Below are 15,524 nucleotides of genomic sequence, written 5' to 3'. Positions count from 1 at the left end.
GTGTGTAGCCTGCGGGTTGCGCGACGCTAAGCCGCAAGCGGCTTACTCGGTGGCGGGTTGTTCGAGGTCGCTGTCAAACGCGTGGAAGAAGCGCGACCAGTTCGGGTTGAAGTAGCTGCCGTCGAACGACACGGCAACGAACTTGGCCTTACCGGTGATCTGGTCCAGCTTGACCGGGCCGAAGAAACGCCCGTCCGCGGAGTTGTCGCGGTTGTCGCCGATCATGAAGTATTCGTCTTCGCCGAGGGTGAGTGGCCCGAACGCCCGGGCGGGGGGGTGGAGCGGCAGCGTGATCATACGACCGTCACCCGCATTGACTTCGGTGTAGCGGGCGTAGCGCACGCGTCGGGTGTGCCCGCCGATGGTTTCGGTGAGTTCGATGTTCTTCTTGTCGCTGTAGACCGCTTCTTCGCCGTTGATGATGAGCTTGGTGAATTCGAACGGCCGGCCGTCGAATTTCTCGACCACCAGTTTCATCTCCACGGTGTCGCCCGGCACCGCAACGATGCGCTTGACCATGCGGATGCCGCCGTCGGTGGGTGTGGAACGTGCAAGAGCATATTCTTCGGTGAAACCGGCTTCGATCCACAGGTCGTACGAAGGCTCGTAGAACTCGCCGGGCTTCCAGAAGGTCACGATATCGTTGCGCTCGGGCGTGCCGTAGTAGAACCCCGGCAGGAAGTCGAGCGGGTTGTTGAAGCTCACGTTGACGATCGGCACGGAAACCACCGGCCCGTTGAACGGCAGGTTGAAGGAATACGCCAGCTTGTTGACCACGATACGATCGCCCTCAACGATGGTCGGGATCATCGAGCCGGTCGGCACATCGTTCCAGTCGATCAGCGACGACCGCAGGGTGGTCACAATGATGACCACCGTCAGCAGCGGACGGATCCAACCCTTCCAGAGGCCTTGCGGGGGCTCCTTCTTTTTCTTCTTGTCGGAGTCTGAGGCGTCTTCCGTTGGGGACGCGGCCGTTTCCGCAGCCTTGGCGGCGGGGGTGGGTTCGTCGTCAACGGAAGCGGACTGGGAGTCGGAGTCGGTCATGGGATTGCTACGCGTGGAGGCGGGGCGGGGGTTCGGAAGAGTGGCGTGAGCGAGGCGTTAACTTGCGGCGGGTTCTGCGAACATGGCCTCGATGAACGACGCGGGGTCGAACGGCTCCACGTCCGCCGGCGTCTCGCCCACCCCGACAAACTTCACGGGGATGTTGAGCGCTTCGCGGATCGCGATCACGATGCCGCCGCGGGCGCTGCCGTCGAGCTTGGACAGGAAGATGCCGGTCACGTCGATGGAATCGGCAAAAACCTTGGCCTGGTTCACGCCGTTCTGCCCGGTGGTCGCGTCGATCACCAGGATGACTTCGTGCGGCGCGCCGGGGATCTGCTTCTCGACGACACGGCGGATTTTGCTGAGCTGATCCATCAAGTGCGACTGCGTGTGCAGACGCCCGGCTGTGTCGATGATCAGGACGTCCACGCCGCGGGCCTTCGCCGCCGCCGCCGCATCGAACGCGACCGCTGCGGGGTCGCCGCCTTGCTGGCCCTTGACGACTTCGACGCCCAGCCGACCCGACCAGACTTCGAGCTGCTCGACCGCCGCGGCGCGGAACGTGTCGCACGCCGCGAGCAGGACGCTCTTCCCGTCGTCACGAAGGCTTTTGCAGATCTTGGCGATGCTGGTGGTCTTGCCCGCGCCGTTGATCCCGGCGACGAGGATGACCGTTGGCCCTTCGCCCTCGGGGGCGAAGTTCAGCGTGCGGTCCCACTCGGGGTAGTACGCGGTGAGCTGGGCCTTGAGGAAGTCCAGCGCCGCGTCGCCGTCGGCGATCTCGCCCCGCTCCCAGCCGGCCTCGATGTCCTTGCGGATCTCGATCGCGGTCTTGATGCCGATGTCGGCCTGGATCATCGCCCGCTCGAGGTCGCGGAGCAGTTCCTTGGACAGTTGTTTCCCGGACAGGATCGTCCGCAACGCCCCCGCCGACCCCTCGCGGGTCTTGCCGAGCGCTCCGGAGAGCTTCTTGAAGGCGGATTTAAAGAGGGCCATGTCGCGGAGATTCTAACGGGTTCGGGAGGGAGAGGGGCCGAGGGCCCGAGGGGCTAAAGGGTCAAGACGCCAAGGCAAAACCGCGGCCGTTCCCGCCACCACTCGCTCCGCTCGTGTGGCCACGGCATTCGAACCAAGCAGGTCCATCTGAAAAGTAGGAGTTGCTCTATCCAAGCCCCCAACACCCAAGCCCCTAAGTCCCCAACCCCTTATTCCCCGGCCTTGGCATCATCCAACCACTCGCTCGCATCCGCGGGCGTGTCTGCGGCGGGCTCAGGCAGATCTAGGGATTTATGGAGCTTGTCCAGGACGCCGTTGATGAACGCGGGGGCGTTTTCGTTGCTGAACTGCTTGGCGAGGTCCAGGGCCTCGTTGATCGCGACCTTGGCGGGGGTTCGGCCGGAGGTCATCTCGTACAACGCCAGACGCAGGATCGCGCGGTCCACGGGGGGCTGGCGGTGGGTCGGCCAATCCTCGGCCAGGGCGGTGACTTTCTCGTCGGTCTCTTCGTGCTGGGCCCACGCGGCGAGGGCGAGCTCGACGGCTTCCTGGCGGACCTCGACGGGGTCGTGGTCTTCGTCGAGGCCGGCGAAGATGGTGTCGGCGTCGGTCTCGCCGGTGGCGTCGATCTGGTAGAGCACCTGCATGGCCAGGCGGCGGGATGCGTGTCGTTTGGACATAGGGATTCGGGGTAAAAAATTTAGCCCCGGGTCAATGACCCGGGGTGGAGTGGTTGGGGGGAAGGTCGAAGCGGGCGGCTCACAGCTTTTGCATCAGGTTCGCCATCTCGACGGCGGTCATCATAGCCGACCGCCCGGCGTTGCCCATCTTGGCCCCGGCTCGGTGGATGGCCTGTTCGAGGGTGTCGCAGGTCAGCACGCCGAAGATCGTCGGGACGCCGGTGTTGACGCCCACGTCTTTGATGCCCTTGGCGGTCTGCTCGACGACGTGGTCGTAGTGGTCGGTGTCACCGCGGATCACACAGCCCAGGCACACCACCGCGGCGTAGTCGCCCGACTCAGCCAGCTTGAGCGACGTCACGGGCAGCTCAAAGCTCCCCGGCACGCGGGCAACGGTGACGTTTTCGTCTTTGCCGCCGAGCTGCTGCCAGGTGTCGAGGCAGGCGGTGAGCAGGTGCTCGGTGATGAACTCGTTGAATCGGCCGACGGCGATGGCGATCTTGTGGTCGCCGGGCGTGAGTTGTCCGGTGTGTTCTTGGGGCATGGGAGGGCTCTGGGGGAGGCGAGTCCCACAGTTTAGCACACCCCGCTGTCATGTCCTTGCCTGCCCGCCAGCCGGCAGCGGTTCATCGGGCCGAGTGGCCCTTCATCCGGGCGGTTAGCTCGGGTATCAGCGATGCTCTCCAGCGAGGGATTCTCTGGCGGAACGCCTCGCGGTGGCGGGCGCACGAGTAGCACCACAGCATCAGCGTGACCTGCCGGGCCGCCAGAAATAGATCGAGGTGGTCCATGGTCTGCGGCGGCAGCGGCCGGTGCTGCTGGTAACCCTCGGCAAAGACCGTACGCCACGGCTGCTCGCCTCCGGGCGGGTCGAACCCCAGCAGGGCGTTGGCGATGTCGAGCACGAAGTGGCCGTGCCCGCAATCGTTGAAGTCGATCGGGCGGGCCTCGCCTCCCGCGAAGAGGACATTGTTGAAGTGGAGGTCGGCGAGGATCAGCCCGAACACCTCGGGCCCCTGTCCCAGGTCTTGCATGGCAGAGGTGAGCCGTTCTTCGCAGGCCGCAAACAGATCGAATTCATCCGTGGGCAGCTCGTCCCAGACATCCGGCTCGATGCCGAGCGCCTCCCGCCGGCCCATCAGCGTCGGCCCGTCCCAGCGGTTGACGTTCAACTCAAACGGCGGGGACCACGCGTCGGCGTGTTGGTGCAGTTGGGCCATGAGACCGCCCAGCCGACGCATGTGAACCCGCCGCCGGGCCTCGCCTTTCAGGAGTCGGCCCGGCACCCAGCGCAGCAGCGAACACACCCGGCGGCCCTCGGGTTTTCCGCCGAGCTCGGGGAACTCGGCGTTGGCGTACTCCAACGCCAGCCGCCCATCGGGAACACGGACCGGCGTGGGCACGCAAAGATCGGTGTCTCGCGCCAGAGCCTCCAGCCAAGCCATTTCGGATTCGATGTACGCCAGCGAAAATTCGTCCGGCCGATGCAGACGCAAGAGGTAGCGTCCCGGCACGGAGCGGTCGGTCAGGCAATAGGCCGCCCGCTCGTCGGGGTGATCCACGCGGAACGTCGAGTTCTCCCAGTGCTGGATCAACTCGAAATGCGCTTCAAACAAACCAAACTCCTGCAACGCGTTTGCAGCAAGCCGACGCAGCCGACGCACTTGGCCTCGGGTGGTGAGTTGGTCGAAGGGTTTCACCCCCGCACCATAAAACAAACGCCCGCCCCGGATCACCAGGGCGGGCGATTTTTTGTAGAAATGGTTGTGGTTGGAGCGGATCAGTCTTCACACAACGGCACGCCGTCCGGCTCGCCGGTGCTGCTCGAAGAAACGCGGAAGCGGTGGCCATCCGGGTCGGCGACGTTCATCTCCCGGCAGCCCCACGGGAAGTTGTGCGGGGCCTGCTTGATGATCACGCCGCGTTTCTGGTACTCGGCATACATCGCGTCCACATCGTCCACCCACAACGACATCCACATGCCCGGCTGCCCCTGACCGCCGAGGCAGAGGAACAGCGTGACCTCGCCTCGCTTGACCGAAGCAAAGCCGATGGGGTCGCCCCAGACCCACTGCTTCGTGAAGCCGAGCTTGTCGACGTAGTAGTCCAGGCTGGCCTCGACGTCCTTCACGTTCAGGATCGGCGTCACCCCGTTAAGCGGAGAATTCTCGTCGGTGAACTGATCGAGCTCTACGCCGTGCCGCTCGAAGATGGCCAACGATGCGGGGTCGTCTTTCACGAGCGCCAGATGCAACGGGGTCTGCTGGTTCTTGTCCGTCGCGTGCGGGTCGGCGCCGAGTTCCAGCAGCAACCCGACCATCTCGTACTGCCGCTTCATCACGGCGAGGTGCAACGCGGTGCGGTGGTTCTCGAACTGCGACATCGGCCGGGTCAACGCCGTGGGGTCTTGCTCCACGAGGTGACGCACCGCGTCGGCGTCGCCGAGCGCGACCGCCGAGAAGATGTGGTGGGTCGCGCCACGGCTGAGCAGATACCGCGCGACCTCGGGCCGTGTTTCCTGGAAACACGTGGCCCAGCCCAGGACGCCCAGGCCGTGCGTGTCGCCGCCGCCGCGGACCTCGGCCCCGGCCTCGACGAGCATCTTCACGATCTCTATCAACCCCAGCTCCGCCGCGAAGTGGATGGGGTAGGCGTGGTCGCCGCGGTCACGGGCGTTCACCTCGGCCCCACGCTCCAGCAGCAACCGCACGACTTCGGCCTGGCCCTGCCACGCCGCCTGATGCAACGCCGACCGGTTGTGCGCGTTCAGCCGGGCGCGGATCAACCCGGGTTCCTTGTCGAGCGCCTCGGCCACCGCCGCGACGTCGCCGCGCTGGATCGCCGCGACAAACGGCTGGTACCGCGTCTCGTTGAGGTCATCCACGTGTTTCTTGAGCGCCCGCCAGCTGGCGAAGCCGTACTCGCGTGCCACGTCGAGCTGTGCCGCCGAGAGCCGGGCCTCGGGCTCGCGGTCGCGCAGGACATCGAGCCGGTCCTTGGCCAGCTTGCGGAGGTATTCGAGGTTGGGGCGTTCGGGGAGCGAAGCGGCGGGGGGCACACTTCCGGGGGTGGGGGGTGGCGTGTCAGCCATGATCGAGACCTTCCTTCCGTCAGCGCCCGGCGTCCGCGTGGTCGGGCATAGGAAGTCAGGTGATGTCGGCCCGGCCACCTCGGCCAAGCCAAAAACGAGTCGGGGGTGGGTTCAACCCTTTACGCGGACCGTCGGCCTCCCGTAAGGCCAACTGCAACATAAAACCGACCCGCGGGTCGTGTCAAGACCTTCCTCGTTTAGCGGGCGATCCCCCACCCCGAAACCAAATTCACGCCTGCGACGACACCGTCACCAACGGCCGCTCCGCCCCGCACTCGGGGCACTTGTCGCTCTCCACGCCCGTGAGGTTGTAGCCGCAGTGGAGGCAGAGGTTGGTTTGGAGGCGGAGGTCCCGGTAGAAGAAGTTAATAGTGCGGTTTATCGCCCAGAGCGATAATACCGTAAGCCATGAGAACAAAACAAGCTTTGGTAATGACAGCGAACTCCAGAAACTGCGGTCGGCACTCGTCTGTGCCACTGCTTCAAGGTGCCATTGGTACGTCGATCGATCAACGCCACGCAGGCTGACATGGATATTCCAACCTTCCGGCGGAGTTACGGTTGCGGCACCGGTGTGATACTTTCCGGGCAAAAAATCTTGTCCATACATCCATGTAATCAACTTTCCATCTGTGAGATGGAGAAAAAACGATCTTGCTTTACTTGTGATAGATGCAACTTCACTACCCGAAATTCTGTGAGGCCACCCTTTGTTGTGCCCGATGTCGATTGTCCATGTGTAGCTGATCGGCCATGCCACCGAAGAAAGCAAAGCTATTAGCAAAGTAAAAAAAGCGACAAGCTTTAGACACAATTGAATCTGCTTTCGCATACTTACATCATATATCTTCAACCAAAAAGCCGGCACATGATTTGAGATCATGTGCCGGCTTCGTGTAGGTGATGCGATTGTCGATCAACTAGCTGTAGGTCAGGTCTTCGACCTGACGCCCGAGCTAGAGTTGATCCGTCAGGTCGAAGACCTGACCTACCCCAACATCTCCGCCACGGTCTCGCGTTCGCTGACGAGTTCGTCGTTGGTCGCGGCGATCTTGGACTTGGCGAAGTCGTCCATCTCCAGGCCTTCGATGACTTCGTATTCACCGGGGGCGGTGGTCTTGACCGGGAGGCCGGCCCAGACGTCGGGGTGGAAGCCGTAGTGGCCTTCGGACTTCACGGCGACCGAGTGGATCTTGCCGGGGGTCGAGAGGTCGCGGACGTGGTCGATCAGGGCGTTGCCGGCGGAGGCGGCGCTGGACAGGCCGCGGGCGGCGATGATGGCGGCGCCGCGTTTGCCGACGGTCGAGCAGAACTCGCCCTGGAGGTAGGCGTCGTCGTTGATGACCGAGGTGGCGGGTTGGCCGTTGATCTTTGCCAGGCCGAAGGCGGGGAACATGGTGGGGCTGTGGTTGCCGAAGATGTAGATGTCTTCGACGGCGGCGGTGCCGACGCCGGCCTTCTGGGCGAGCTGGGTCTGGGCACGGTTCTGGTCGAGGCGGACCATGGCGCTCCAGCGCTCGGCGGTGATGCGCTTGCAGTGCGAAGCGCCGATCATGCAGTTGGTGTTGGCGGGGTTGCCGACCACGGCGACGCGGGCGTTGTCCGCGGCGTTTTCGTCGATGGCTTTGCCCTGGCCGATGAAGATCTTGCCGTTGTCTTTGAGCAGGTCGGCACGTTCCATCCCAGGTCCACGGGGCTTGCTGCCGACGAGGCAGCACCAGTTGGCGTCCTTGAAGCCGACGTTGGGGTCATCGGTGAGCACCATCGAATCGAGCAGCGGGAAGGCGCAGTCGTCGAGCTCCATGGCGACGCCCTCGAGTGCCTTCATGGCTTTTTCGACGGGGATTTCGAGCAGTTGCAGGATCACCGGCTGATCGGGGCCAAACATCTCGCCCGCGGCGATGCGGAAGAGCAGGCTGTAGCAGATCTGACCAGCGGCACCGGTGACGGCCACGCGAATCGGGGCGTTCATGGGAGCATTCCTTCAAAGGGGGAAAACGAAACAAAACGAGGCACTGGCCGCGAGTATAGACACTTTGCGGGGCCTGTGGCACGACCGCCCAAGAAACCATTCAGCACCGAAAACGTCTAGTTTTGCGGGGAAAACGGGAGGTGTGGAGAGGCGTGGGGGGACGAAACGTAGGGTGGGCAATGCCCACCGTGCGTCGGTGTGATGTGGGGATTTTGTGGGGGGCGGTGCCCACCCTACGGCGGAGGGGTTGCCGTGGATCGGAACAGCGGCCGCGGCGGATGAACCGGCGGGCAGCGAGGGCCGTTATGATGAGGTGCCGGCCCTAGCAGAGGGCGATGAAGGTCAACGCCATGAGGACCAGGATGCGTTTGCGGTGCGATTTCGGGCCGGCGTTGAGGGCGAGAAGGCTGTTCATGGCGGGGCTCCTGATCGAGGTTGCTCAAACATGCCTCAGCCCGGAAGCTAAACCAGCTTGTTGATTCGATTTATTTTAAGGTCAGTATTGACAATGATTTTCATCGATATCCGCCGTCTCGGTATGCCCTGCGTTCTGCCCGGAATGTTCGGGATGTTGCGTGGACGCGACACGGGGGCGGGGCGCCTGGTGGCGGTGCTGGGGCTGGTGGTGTGGTTGATGCTGGCCGGGGGTTCCCCGGCCACGGCACAGGCGGAGGTGGTCTCGGGGGTGGACGAATCGCACGGCCGGACCGCGCACCGGCTGGTCGAGCGATGGGTGCAACGCGGCGGGGTGCCCGGCGAACGGGCGGCACCGGTGCGGGCCACGGGCGTGATGGGCGTGCGGGTCACGCTGCGGCTGGACGGGGCCAAGCTCGGCGAGGGCTCGCGGGTCCGCCGAGACCTGGTGAAGCAATTGACGGCCAACGGCCCCGGGTCGCCTTGGGCGCCGCTGCCGGCGGTTGACCTGATCGATCTGATCGAGCCCGCGACGGAAGAGGCGTTGCGGGATGCGGTGGAGCAGGTCAAACGCCGGAACATGGAGGCCCGCATCCGCGCCGCGGGCGACCCCGATGCGCCGCAGGCCCTAGCCGACATCGACGCCAAGGCTTTGGGGCCGCAACTGATCGTGGATGTGCAGATCGCCTACGGGCCCGAGCAGATCGTCATTCCTACCGAAGCCGCGGACGACATGATCTTTGCGCGATTCGCGCCGGGTTACCACGGCCTGTTTGCGTTGCCCGGCGGCGGGGCCGATGGGTTCGAAGCGCGGCAGACGCCGGTGTGGCCCGCCTCGGCGCTGGCGAGCAACGCGTCCCCGCAGCGGCAAACGCTCCGGCTGCTGACACGGTGCGGGCTCAAGCCCGACGACGGGGGTTTGCTCGGCCGGCCCGACGGCGTGACGGTGGGGCGGTTCCGCGTCGTGCATGTCGTTCGGCCTCTGCCCGAACTCCCGGTGATGCGGCTGGTGCGCGGCTGCCAACTCCTGCCCGGGCGGTTCGTGGATGAGCAGACGCTCACCGACATGGCCAACCGTGTCGCGTTGCACCTGTATGGCCGATTCATCGGCGTCCACGGCGAGGTGCGCGGGTCCTACCACCCGTCCCGCGCGATGTATCGCCCCGAGCTCGCCAGCGACCTCGAATCGGCCCTCGCGTCGTACACGCTCCTGCGTTACGTCGACCGCCAGAAGCGCGACGGCAACAACGACCAGTTCCTCAACGCCATGGTCGAAGCCAGCCAGCGCACCGCCGAACGCGTGTCGGGCCGGCTGTTGGCCGCCGACGCCCAGCCCGATGCGGTGACTTCGGCGTTCACGTTGTTGACACTCCTCGAAGCGCCGGCCGGCACGTTCGCTCCTGCTCTGAGCGAACGCATCGCGGGGCTGCTCATGGACATGATCGGGGAGGACGGCCGACTCCTGGCCGACCCGAACAACCCCGAGAAGGCGTTGCCGTCGGCGAGCGGGGCGGCGGCGCTCGCGGCGCTCGCCCGGTGGTATGAGCAGACGCGCGACCCGCAGGTGGGCGAGGTGTTTGCGAAGGCGCTCGCCGCACTGTGGGAGCAGGAGAACGGCCGGTTCAACGTCAGCACCCTTCCCTGGATCGCGATCGCTCACGTGCGGTCTGCCGACCTGTTGGAAGACGCGGGCCTTCTCGACGCCGAGACGCGTGCGAACCGCAGCAAAGACCTCGCCGCGATGAACCTGCTGATCCCCGAGTGGCAGGTCATCGAACGCCCCGAGTTCGGCCCGTCCGACGTCGAGGGCGGCGTCGCGCTCACCCCCGCCCCCGAGGGTGCTCCGCCCAATCCGACCTGGCACACCGCGCAGCTGTTCAGCTTCATGGCCACCACGCTCCGCGACGAGCAGATCGTCCCCGGCCTGCAACGCCCCGGCACCCTGGTCACCGCCTCGGCCAGCGCACGGTTCCTGGGGCAACTCATGATCGATGAGCCCAACTGCTTCGCCATCCGCAGCCCCGAAGAAGCGGTCGGCGGCATCCGCCTGTCGCTGTGGGACAACACGCTCGACATCGCGCCCTCGGCGATCACGCTGCTGGCGTTGCTGGAGATGCGCGACACCCTCGAAGCGCTGAGCGGTGATGAGGAATAGCCGCGAGGCCCAACGCAAATCAAAAACGCCGCGTGCGGCTTAGCGGGCGAGTGCTAAGCCGCAAGCGGCGAATCATTTTTCAGTCGTAGGGTGGGCAATGCCCACCAAGCACGATCAAGGCGAAACACGGTGGGCAATGCCCACCCTACATCGGGCGCGTTGCTTCAGCCCGCGTTTTCGAGCGCGTTGACCTTTTCCAGTCGGCGTTCGTGACGCTCTTCACCGCTGAACTCCGCAGCGACAAACGCACGGACCAGGTCCTCGGCCAATTGCGGGCCGATGATGCGTGAGCCCAGGCAAAGCACGTTCATCGCGTCGTGCTCGACACCCTGGTGGGCGGAGTAGACGTCGTGACAGACCGAGGCGCGGATGCCGTCCATCTTGTTGGCGGCGATGCAGGCGCCCACGCCCGAGCCGCACAGCAGGACACCTTTTTCGGCGTTGCCGTGCTGGATCGCGGTGCCGATGTAGCGGGCGAAGTCGGGGTAGTCGTCGTGCTTGTCGTATTCGTGAGCGCCCAGATCGACGACCTCGTGGCCCATCGATTCGATGACTTGCTTCATCTGGTCTTTGAGCGGGAACCCGCCGTGGTCACAGGCGATGGCGATTTTCATTCGGACGACTCCAAGCCGAGGTTGCGGAGATAGTTAGCCGCCGCATGATCGCCGCAAGGCGGGGCGGTTGTCAAAACGCCGCCATATGCGACGCCGAACCTGGTTTATTCGAAGCCATCACGGATATATGCGTTCACGGCTTCGGCCGAGTACGCGGGCCACCATACGCCGCGGGGGCGGGTACGGGCGGTGTCGAGGAAGGCTTCGAGGGAGGCGTCCTCGGCGGAGACCCCAAGGGTCGTGAGGTAGCTCGCGACGTCGCGGTCAGGGTCGGGGAAGTCGCCATCGATGATGTTGTTGTCCTGCTCGATGTCGCCGAACTTCACGTCGATGGTTGGCTGGCCTTCGCGGGGCCAGCGGTAGACCTTGTTGTTTTTCAGCGTGCCGGTGGAGGGTCGGCCGTTGAGCCACTCGACGTAGTCTTTTTCCCAGCTGAACTGGATGGCGTAGGCGTTGGGCAGGGTGCCTTTCTTTTGGCTGATGATGTTGCCCTCGACGTTGGCGCGGAGGCAGGGCAGGATCTCGATGCCGTGGCCGCGGGCTTCGCCGTCGTCGTCGCTCATGTCGATGGATTGGAGCACGACGTTGTCGTTCACGTTGCTGGGGAATCGGCCGGTGAAGAAGCCCAGCGGGTTCTGCACGAAGAGGTTGTCGGCGATGGTGCCGCCCGAGCGGAGCTGCAGGCCGTGGGCCGAGGCGCGGGAGATGATGTTGTTGCGGATGTCGGTGGCGAAGGTGCAGTTCTTCTGGATGTAGAGGTTGTGGTTGAACTTGGTGCGTTTGGCGCCGGGGACGTCGGGGTGCCAGCCGTTGTGGTCCCAGAGGTTGTCGGTGATGACCAGGCCGTCGACGTAGGCGGCGAAGATGCCCGAGCTGTGGCCGGCGACTTTTATGTCCCAGTGGCCGTAGCTGCCCAGGATCATGTTGCGGTGGAGCTTGATGTCGGTGGCGAAGCCGTTGTTGGGGTTGGACTGGAAGACCAGGGCGAACTTGAAGTATTCGAAGACGCAGTCTTCGACGGTGATGTTCTGTGCGTCGCCGAGGTAGGTGATGGCCGAGGCGTTCCAGTGGTCGGAGGTCATGGCCGCCGCGTTGAAGCCGGGCCGGCTGGGGTCGCGGTTCATGGCGACGATGTGCAGGCCGACGAAGGCGACGTGGTCGGCGGTGTCGCGGAAGTCGTTTTTCGCCCACGTCCCGCCGGGGCTGAGCAGCACGGGCCGCGGGGCGTTGGGCAGGTCGGCGTTTTCGTAGACGCCGATGACGATGGGCTGCGCCGCGTTGCGCCCGGACTTCTTCAGTGCGCCGAGGTTGCCCACGAACTGGTCGCCGGCGCGGAAGAACAGGCGGTCGGGTCGGCCGTCGCGGATGCGTTGGTACGCGGCGGCGGCGGTGCGCATGGGTTTGTCGGGGGTGTAGCCGTGGTTGCGGTCGTTGCCCTCGGCCGAGACGTAGACCGTGCGTCCATCGGGCGACCGAGGGAACGCCGTGAACCCTGTCGCCACCGCCACGGGCGCAGCGGCTTTGTCTGTCGGCACGGGCTTAACGGCGGGATCGAGCGGCGCCTTGCCGGGGTCGGCCTGGGCGAGACTCTCAACCGCCAGGCGCAGCTCGTCGCGTTCGCGCTCGGCCGCGTCGAGCCGGGCGTCCTGTGCATCGAGCCGTTCGACCAGCTCGCTGGCGTCGACTTCCACGTTGCCCATCAGGGTCTGGGCGGGTGCCACCGACGACCAGCCGACGACCGCCACGCTCCAACACGCCAGACCAAGTTTGAAAATGATGCTCAGGGTTCCATCGCTCATACCCGGGTGCTCCAACGAAGGGGACAAAGTTTGATACACGGTTCGGCCCCGCCGCGTTCGGAAAACCAGGGCCTCTACCCCGGGCCGCGGCGGACGCCGGGTGCGCACCAAATCGCCGTTCTCCGTGTTGTTGTCGGCTAAGCGGAGGGGCGGCAAGCAGTTAAAAAACACATTCCGTTTACGAAAAAACGCGCCCCGGTGCGTCGGATTGTGCGCACAAAGACGGAACTCGGCGTTCCACGATCACCGACTCACTTCGTCTCCGCCCGCGGTGCACGGCTCTCGCGCATGAACCGCGGCAGGAAGTAGAGCAGCCCCGTAAGTGTCTGCACGCTGTGGAGCATGTGATCGATCAGGATGTTGAGCGTCTGCTCGGTGTCGTGGATCGCGTCGCGCTGGCAGGTGAAGAAGTAGCGCTGCTCGACCCGCCGCCAGCCGTTCCACAGGTCGCGGTAGATGCGAGCGGTCTCGTCGCCTTTGAGCACCGGGCTGAGCCGAATGCCCCCGGCGGTGATGCGGGCGAGCGGGACCTCGAGCTGGGCCAGGTGGGCCTGGTACTGCTTGCGCCAGTCCGACTCGGGGTTGGTGCAGCACTGGTGGAACACGTGCGAGGCCGACTGGTTGGGGTGGCGCACCAGGAACTCGCGGTACGCCTCGGTGCCCAAGCGGCGCTTGGCCGCGGCTAGGGCGGTGAGCTTCTTGGGGTGGGCGGATTCGAGCGCACCCTGCTTGAGCCAGTTCAGGTCGGCCTCGAGCAGTGCCAGCGCATCACGCGTCTTGCCCGCGATCCCGTGCGGCAGCTCCGGCGGGGTCTTGGTCGGCGGCACGCGGTCCGCCGCGGTCACCGGGCGATACCCCTCGTAGTCGATCACCGCCACCGTGATGTTGTCTGGACCTCCGGCGTTGTTGGCCGTCTCGACCAACGCCTGCGCCGCCGCGGCGGGGTCGGCGTGGAAACTCAGCAGGTCAAACAACTCGTCGTCGTCCACCGGGTCGGTCAGCCCATCGCTGCACAACAGCACGCGGTCGCCGGCTTGAAGCGGGATTGTGTCGACAGTGGGGTTGAGCTGTTCGGGCGAGCCGATGTACTCCATGAGCAATCGGCGTTCGCCGACGTCGATCAGGTCGCCGGTGTCGATCTGTGTTTTGAACTTCTGCTGGGTGTGCGTGTGGTCGCGGGTGAGCGGCATGAGTTGGCCGTCGCGCAGCAAGTAGATGCGTGAGTCGCCGGCGTGCATGTAGAACATCGTGCGGGCGTCGAACAACGCGGCGCACATCGTGCAGCCCATGCCCACCAGCGCGGGCACCGCCTGGCTGTGCAGGTACATCTGCTCGTTCATCGTGACGGCCGACTCGAACAGCAGCTTTTTGAGCAGCTCTTCGTCCAGCTTCTTGAGCCCACGCAGCCGACGCCGAAGCGCGTGAGCTAAGGTATGCGACACGATCTGCGACGCCGCCTCGCCGGAGGGACGCCCGCCCACGCCGTCGCATACCACGAACAACCCCAGACGCGTGTCGGCCGACACCGCGTCTTCGTTGGCCAGTCGCTTCCGACCGACATCGGTCAGCACCGCGTGTTGAAGTTGGGGAACATGGCTGGGCATGAGTCGGGCACATGATACCGCTTGGCCCGGCCTTGGAAATGACGATCTGCCCGGGTTTTATCCCATCAGTGAATCTCTGAGGGCCGCGCTCAGAACGCCGCCCGCAGCTGCCGGTTGAGCTCGTTGATCAGCCGCATATTGCCCAGTGTGTCATCGCGGGTGACGGGCATCGGCGTGCCCGCGTGGACCGCCAGGGCGAAGGCATCCGCCTGCTGGCCGTAGAGCGGGGCGGGCGAGGCGATGGTCACCGCCTTCGGCTCGGGCGGGCCGGGTTTGCCGTCGGCCAGGTCCTGACGCGGCGGGGTTTGGCCGCCGAGGATGTACGTGCCGCCCGAAGCGGGGGGCTTCCACGGGATGGGGACCTGCAGGTGGCCGTCGGTCCCGCCGAGGTGGGCGGTGTTGTTGAGCTGGACGGTCATGCCGAAGGTGAGTGCCGCGGTGATCGTGCCGCGCAGCGGTTCCGGCTGCGCGGGGTCTTCATCGAAACGCAGGACGGCGGTGGCGTAGTCGTCGACGCCGGTGGCGTGTTGGTGGCCGACGATGTGCGCGGCGCTGGGCTCACGGCCGGCGATGAAGCGGGCAAAGCTCAGGCAGTAGCTGCCGATGTCCATCAGGGCGCCGCCTCCGATGTCGGGCTGGAAGCGGACGTTTTGATCGATGTTGGAGGTGCGGTAGCAGAAGCTGGCGCGGATCATGCGCAGCTCGCCGATGCTGCCGGAAGTCACTTCATCACGCACCGCGTCCATAAGCGGGTGGCATCGGTACATGAACGCCTCCATCAATCGCTTGCCCGTGCGCTGGGAAGCAGCAAACATCGCCTCGGCTTCTGCGGTATCCATCGCGAACGGCTTCTCGCACAACACGTGCTTGCCCGCTTCGAGGGCCTTGATGGTCCACGGTGCGTGCAGGTGGTTCGGCAGCGAGACGTACACCGCGTCGATCGCGTCGCAGGCGATGAGCTGGTCGTAACTTCCAAAACACATCGCATTGTTGATTTCGTATTCCGCGCCGAATGCTCGCGCGGATTCATCCGAGCGTGAACCGACCGCGGCGATCGAGCTGTGCCGGGCGTGGGCGACGCCGTCAGCGAACTGGTGGGCGATGTTGCCGGTGCCGAGGATGCCGAATCGCAGGGGAGTTTCCATGGCC

The 15,524-nt window shown here is 65.1% G+C and carries 13 protein-coding genes; 1 reads left to right on the top strand and 12 read right to left on the bottom strand.

The window, feature by feature from the left end; genetic code table 11:
* Positions 1–42 precede the first annotated feature (42 nt).
* From lepB to HNQ40_RS04390, 8 genes are all read right to left on the bottom strand, one after another.
* Positions 43–1,047 (bottom strand): signal peptidase I, encoded by a 1,005-nt coding sequence (gene lepB, locus HNQ40_RS04425; RefSeq protein ID WP_184676674.1) that lies wholly within the window; start codon positions 1,045–1,047, stop codon positions 43–45.
* 57 nt (positions 1,048–1,104) lie between these two features.
* Complete coding sequence (gene ftsY, locus HNQ40_RS04420; protein WP_184676673.1) at positions 1,105–2,046, bottom strand: signal recognition particle-docking protein FtsY; 942 nt, start codon at positions 2,044–2,046, stop codon at positions 1,105–1,107.
* 209 nt (positions 2,047–2,255) lie between these two features.
* The gene (nusB, locus tag HNQ40_RS04415) at positions 2,256–2,726 is read right to left on the bottom strand and encodes a transcription antitermination factor NusB (RefSeq protein ID WP_184676672.1); all 471 of its coding nucleotides are present in this window, start codon (positions 2,724–2,726) and stop codon (positions 2,256–2,258) included.
* A gap of 79 nt (positions 2,727–2,805) precedes the next feature.
* On the bottom strand, positions 2,806–3,270 hold the full coding sequence (gene ribH, locus HNQ40_RS04410; protein WP_184676671.1) for a 6,7-dimethyl-8-ribityllumazine synthase: 465 nt from the start codon (positions 3,268–3,270) through the stop codon (positions 2,806–2,808).
* An 82-nt stretch (positions 3,271–3,352) separates the two neighbouring features.
* Positions 3,353–4,426, bottom strand: a complete 1,074-nt coding sequence (locus tag HNQ40_RS04405; RefSeq protein WP_184676670.1) for a phosphotransferase enzyme family protein — start codon at positions 4,424–4,426, stop codon at positions 3,353–3,355.
* 80 nt (positions 4,427–4,506) lie between these two features.
* Positions 4,507–5,817 (bottom strand): glyoxalase superfamily protein, encoded by a 1,311-nt coding sequence (locus HNQ40_RS04400; RefSeq protein WP_184676669.1) that lies wholly within the window; start codon positions 5,815–5,817, stop codon positions 4,507–4,509.
* Between the two features lie 229 nt (positions 5,818–6,046).
* Positions 6,047–6,649 (bottom strand): hypothetical protein, encoded by a 603-nt coding sequence (locus HNQ40_RS04395; protein ID WP_184676668.1) that lies wholly within the window; start codon positions 6,647–6,649, stop codon positions 6,047–6,049.
* Between the two features lie 156 nt (positions 6,650–6,805).
* On the bottom strand, positions 6,806–7,789 hold the full coding sequence (locus tag HNQ40_RS04390; protein WP_184676667.1) for a malate dehydrogenase: 984 nt from the start codon (positions 7,787–7,789) through the stop codon (positions 6,806–6,808).
* A gap of 568 nt (positions 7,790–8,357) precedes the next feature.
* Between HNQ40_RS04390 and HNQ40_RS04385 the strand changes: the two genes are divergently transcribed.
* Positions 8,358–10,358 carry a hypothetical protein gene (locus HNQ40_RS04385; RefSeq protein ID WP_184676666.1) on the top strand — a complete coding sequence of 667 codons (2,001 nt, stop codon included), beginning with the start codon at positions 8,358–8,360 and terminating at the stop codon, positions 10,356–10,358.
* 164 nt (positions 10,359–10,522) lie between these two features.
* On the opposite strand, the gene rpiB is transcribed toward HNQ40_RS04385, so the two are convergent.
* The 4 genes from rpiB to HNQ40_RS04365 all read right to left on the bottom strand — a co-directional run bounded on the left by rpiB (position 10,523) and on the right by HNQ40_RS04365 (position 15,520).
* Positions 10,523–10,972 carry a ribose 5-phosphate isomerase B gene (rpiB, locus tag HNQ40_RS04380; protein WP_184676665.1) on the bottom strand — a complete coding sequence of 150 codons (450 nt, stop codon included), beginning with the start codon at positions 10,970–10,972 and terminating at the stop codon, positions 10,523–10,525.
* A gap of 104 nt (positions 10,973–11,076) precedes the next feature.
* Positions 11,077–12,771, bottom strand: a complete 1,695-nt coding sequence (locus tag HNQ40_RS04375; RefSeq protein WP_184676664.1) for a right-handed parallel beta-helix repeat-containing protein — start codon at positions 12,769–12,771, stop codon at positions 11,077–11,079.
* A gap of 251 nt (positions 12,772–13,022) precedes the next feature.
* A complete protein-coding gene (locus tag HNQ40_RS04370; RefSeq protein ID WP_184676663.1) occupies positions 13,023–14,375 on the bottom strand; it encodes a PP2C family protein-serine/threonine phosphatase in 1,353 nt (450 codons plus the stop codon).
* An 89-nt stretch (positions 14,376–14,464) separates the two neighbouring features.
* The gene (locus HNQ40_RS04365; RefSeq protein WP_184676662.1) at positions 14,465–15,520 is read right to left on the bottom strand and encodes a Gfo/Idh/MocA family oxidoreductase; all 1,056 of its coding nucleotides are present in this window, start codon (positions 15,518–15,520) and stop codon (positions 14,465–14,467) included.
* Positions 15,521–15,524: the final 4 nt, after the last annotated feature.

Source organism: Algisphaera agarilytica, assembly GCF_014207595.1.
GTDB classification, from domain to species: domain Bacteria; phylum Planctomycetota; class Phycisphaerae; order Phycisphaerales; family Phycisphaeraceae; genus Algisphaera; species Algisphaera agarilytica.
This window is presented reverse-complemented; position numbering and strand designations above follow the sequence as displayed.

Coding starts and splice junctions, on each gene's coding strand:
- lepB (WP_184676674.1), bottom strand. CDS start 1,047: ATGACCGACTCCGACTCCCAGTCCGCTTCCGTTGACGACGAACCCACC.
- ftsY (WP_184676673.1), bottom strand. CDS start 2,046: ATGGCCCTCTTTAAATCCGCCTTCAAGAAGCTCTCCGGAGCGCTCGGC.
- nusB (WP_184676672.1), bottom strand. CDS start 2,726: ATGTCCAAACGACACGCATCCCGCCGCCTGGCCATGCAGGTGCTCTAC.
- ribH (WP_184676671.1), bottom strand. CDS start 3,270: ATGCCCCAAGAACACACCGGACAACTCACGCCCGGCGACCACAAGATC.
- HNQ40_RS04400 (WP_184676669.1), bottom strand. CDS start 5,817: ATGGCTGACACGCCACCCCCCACCCCCGGAAGTGTGCCCCCCGCCGCT.
- HNQ40_RS04395 (WP_184676668.1), bottom strand. CDS start 6,649: ATGCGAAAGCAGATTCAATTGTGTCTAAAGCTTGTCGCTTTTTTTACT.
- HNQ40_RS04390 (WP_184676667.1), bottom strand. CDS start 7,789: ATGAACGCCCCGATTCGCGTGGCCGTCACCGGTGCCGCTGGTCAGATC.
- HNQ40_RS04385 (WP_184676666.1), top strand. CDS start 8,358: ATGTTGCGTGGACGCGACACGGGGGCGGGGCGCCTGGTGGCGGTGCTG.
- rpiB (WP_184676665.1), bottom strand. CDS start 10,972: ATGAAAATCGCCATCGCCTGTGACCACGGCGGGTTCCCGCTCAAAGAC.
- HNQ40_RS04375 (WP_184676664.1), bottom strand. CDS start 12,771: ATGAGCGATGGAACCCTGAGCATCATTTTCAAACTTGGTCTGGCGTGT.
- HNQ40_RS04370 (WP_184676663.1), bottom strand. CDS start 14,375: ATGCCCAGCCATGTTCCCCAACTTCAACACGCGGTGCTGACCGATGTC.
- HNQ40_RS04365 (WP_184676662.1), bottom strand. CDS start 15,520: ATGGAAACTCCCCTGCGATTCGGCATCCTCGGCACCGGCAACATCGCC.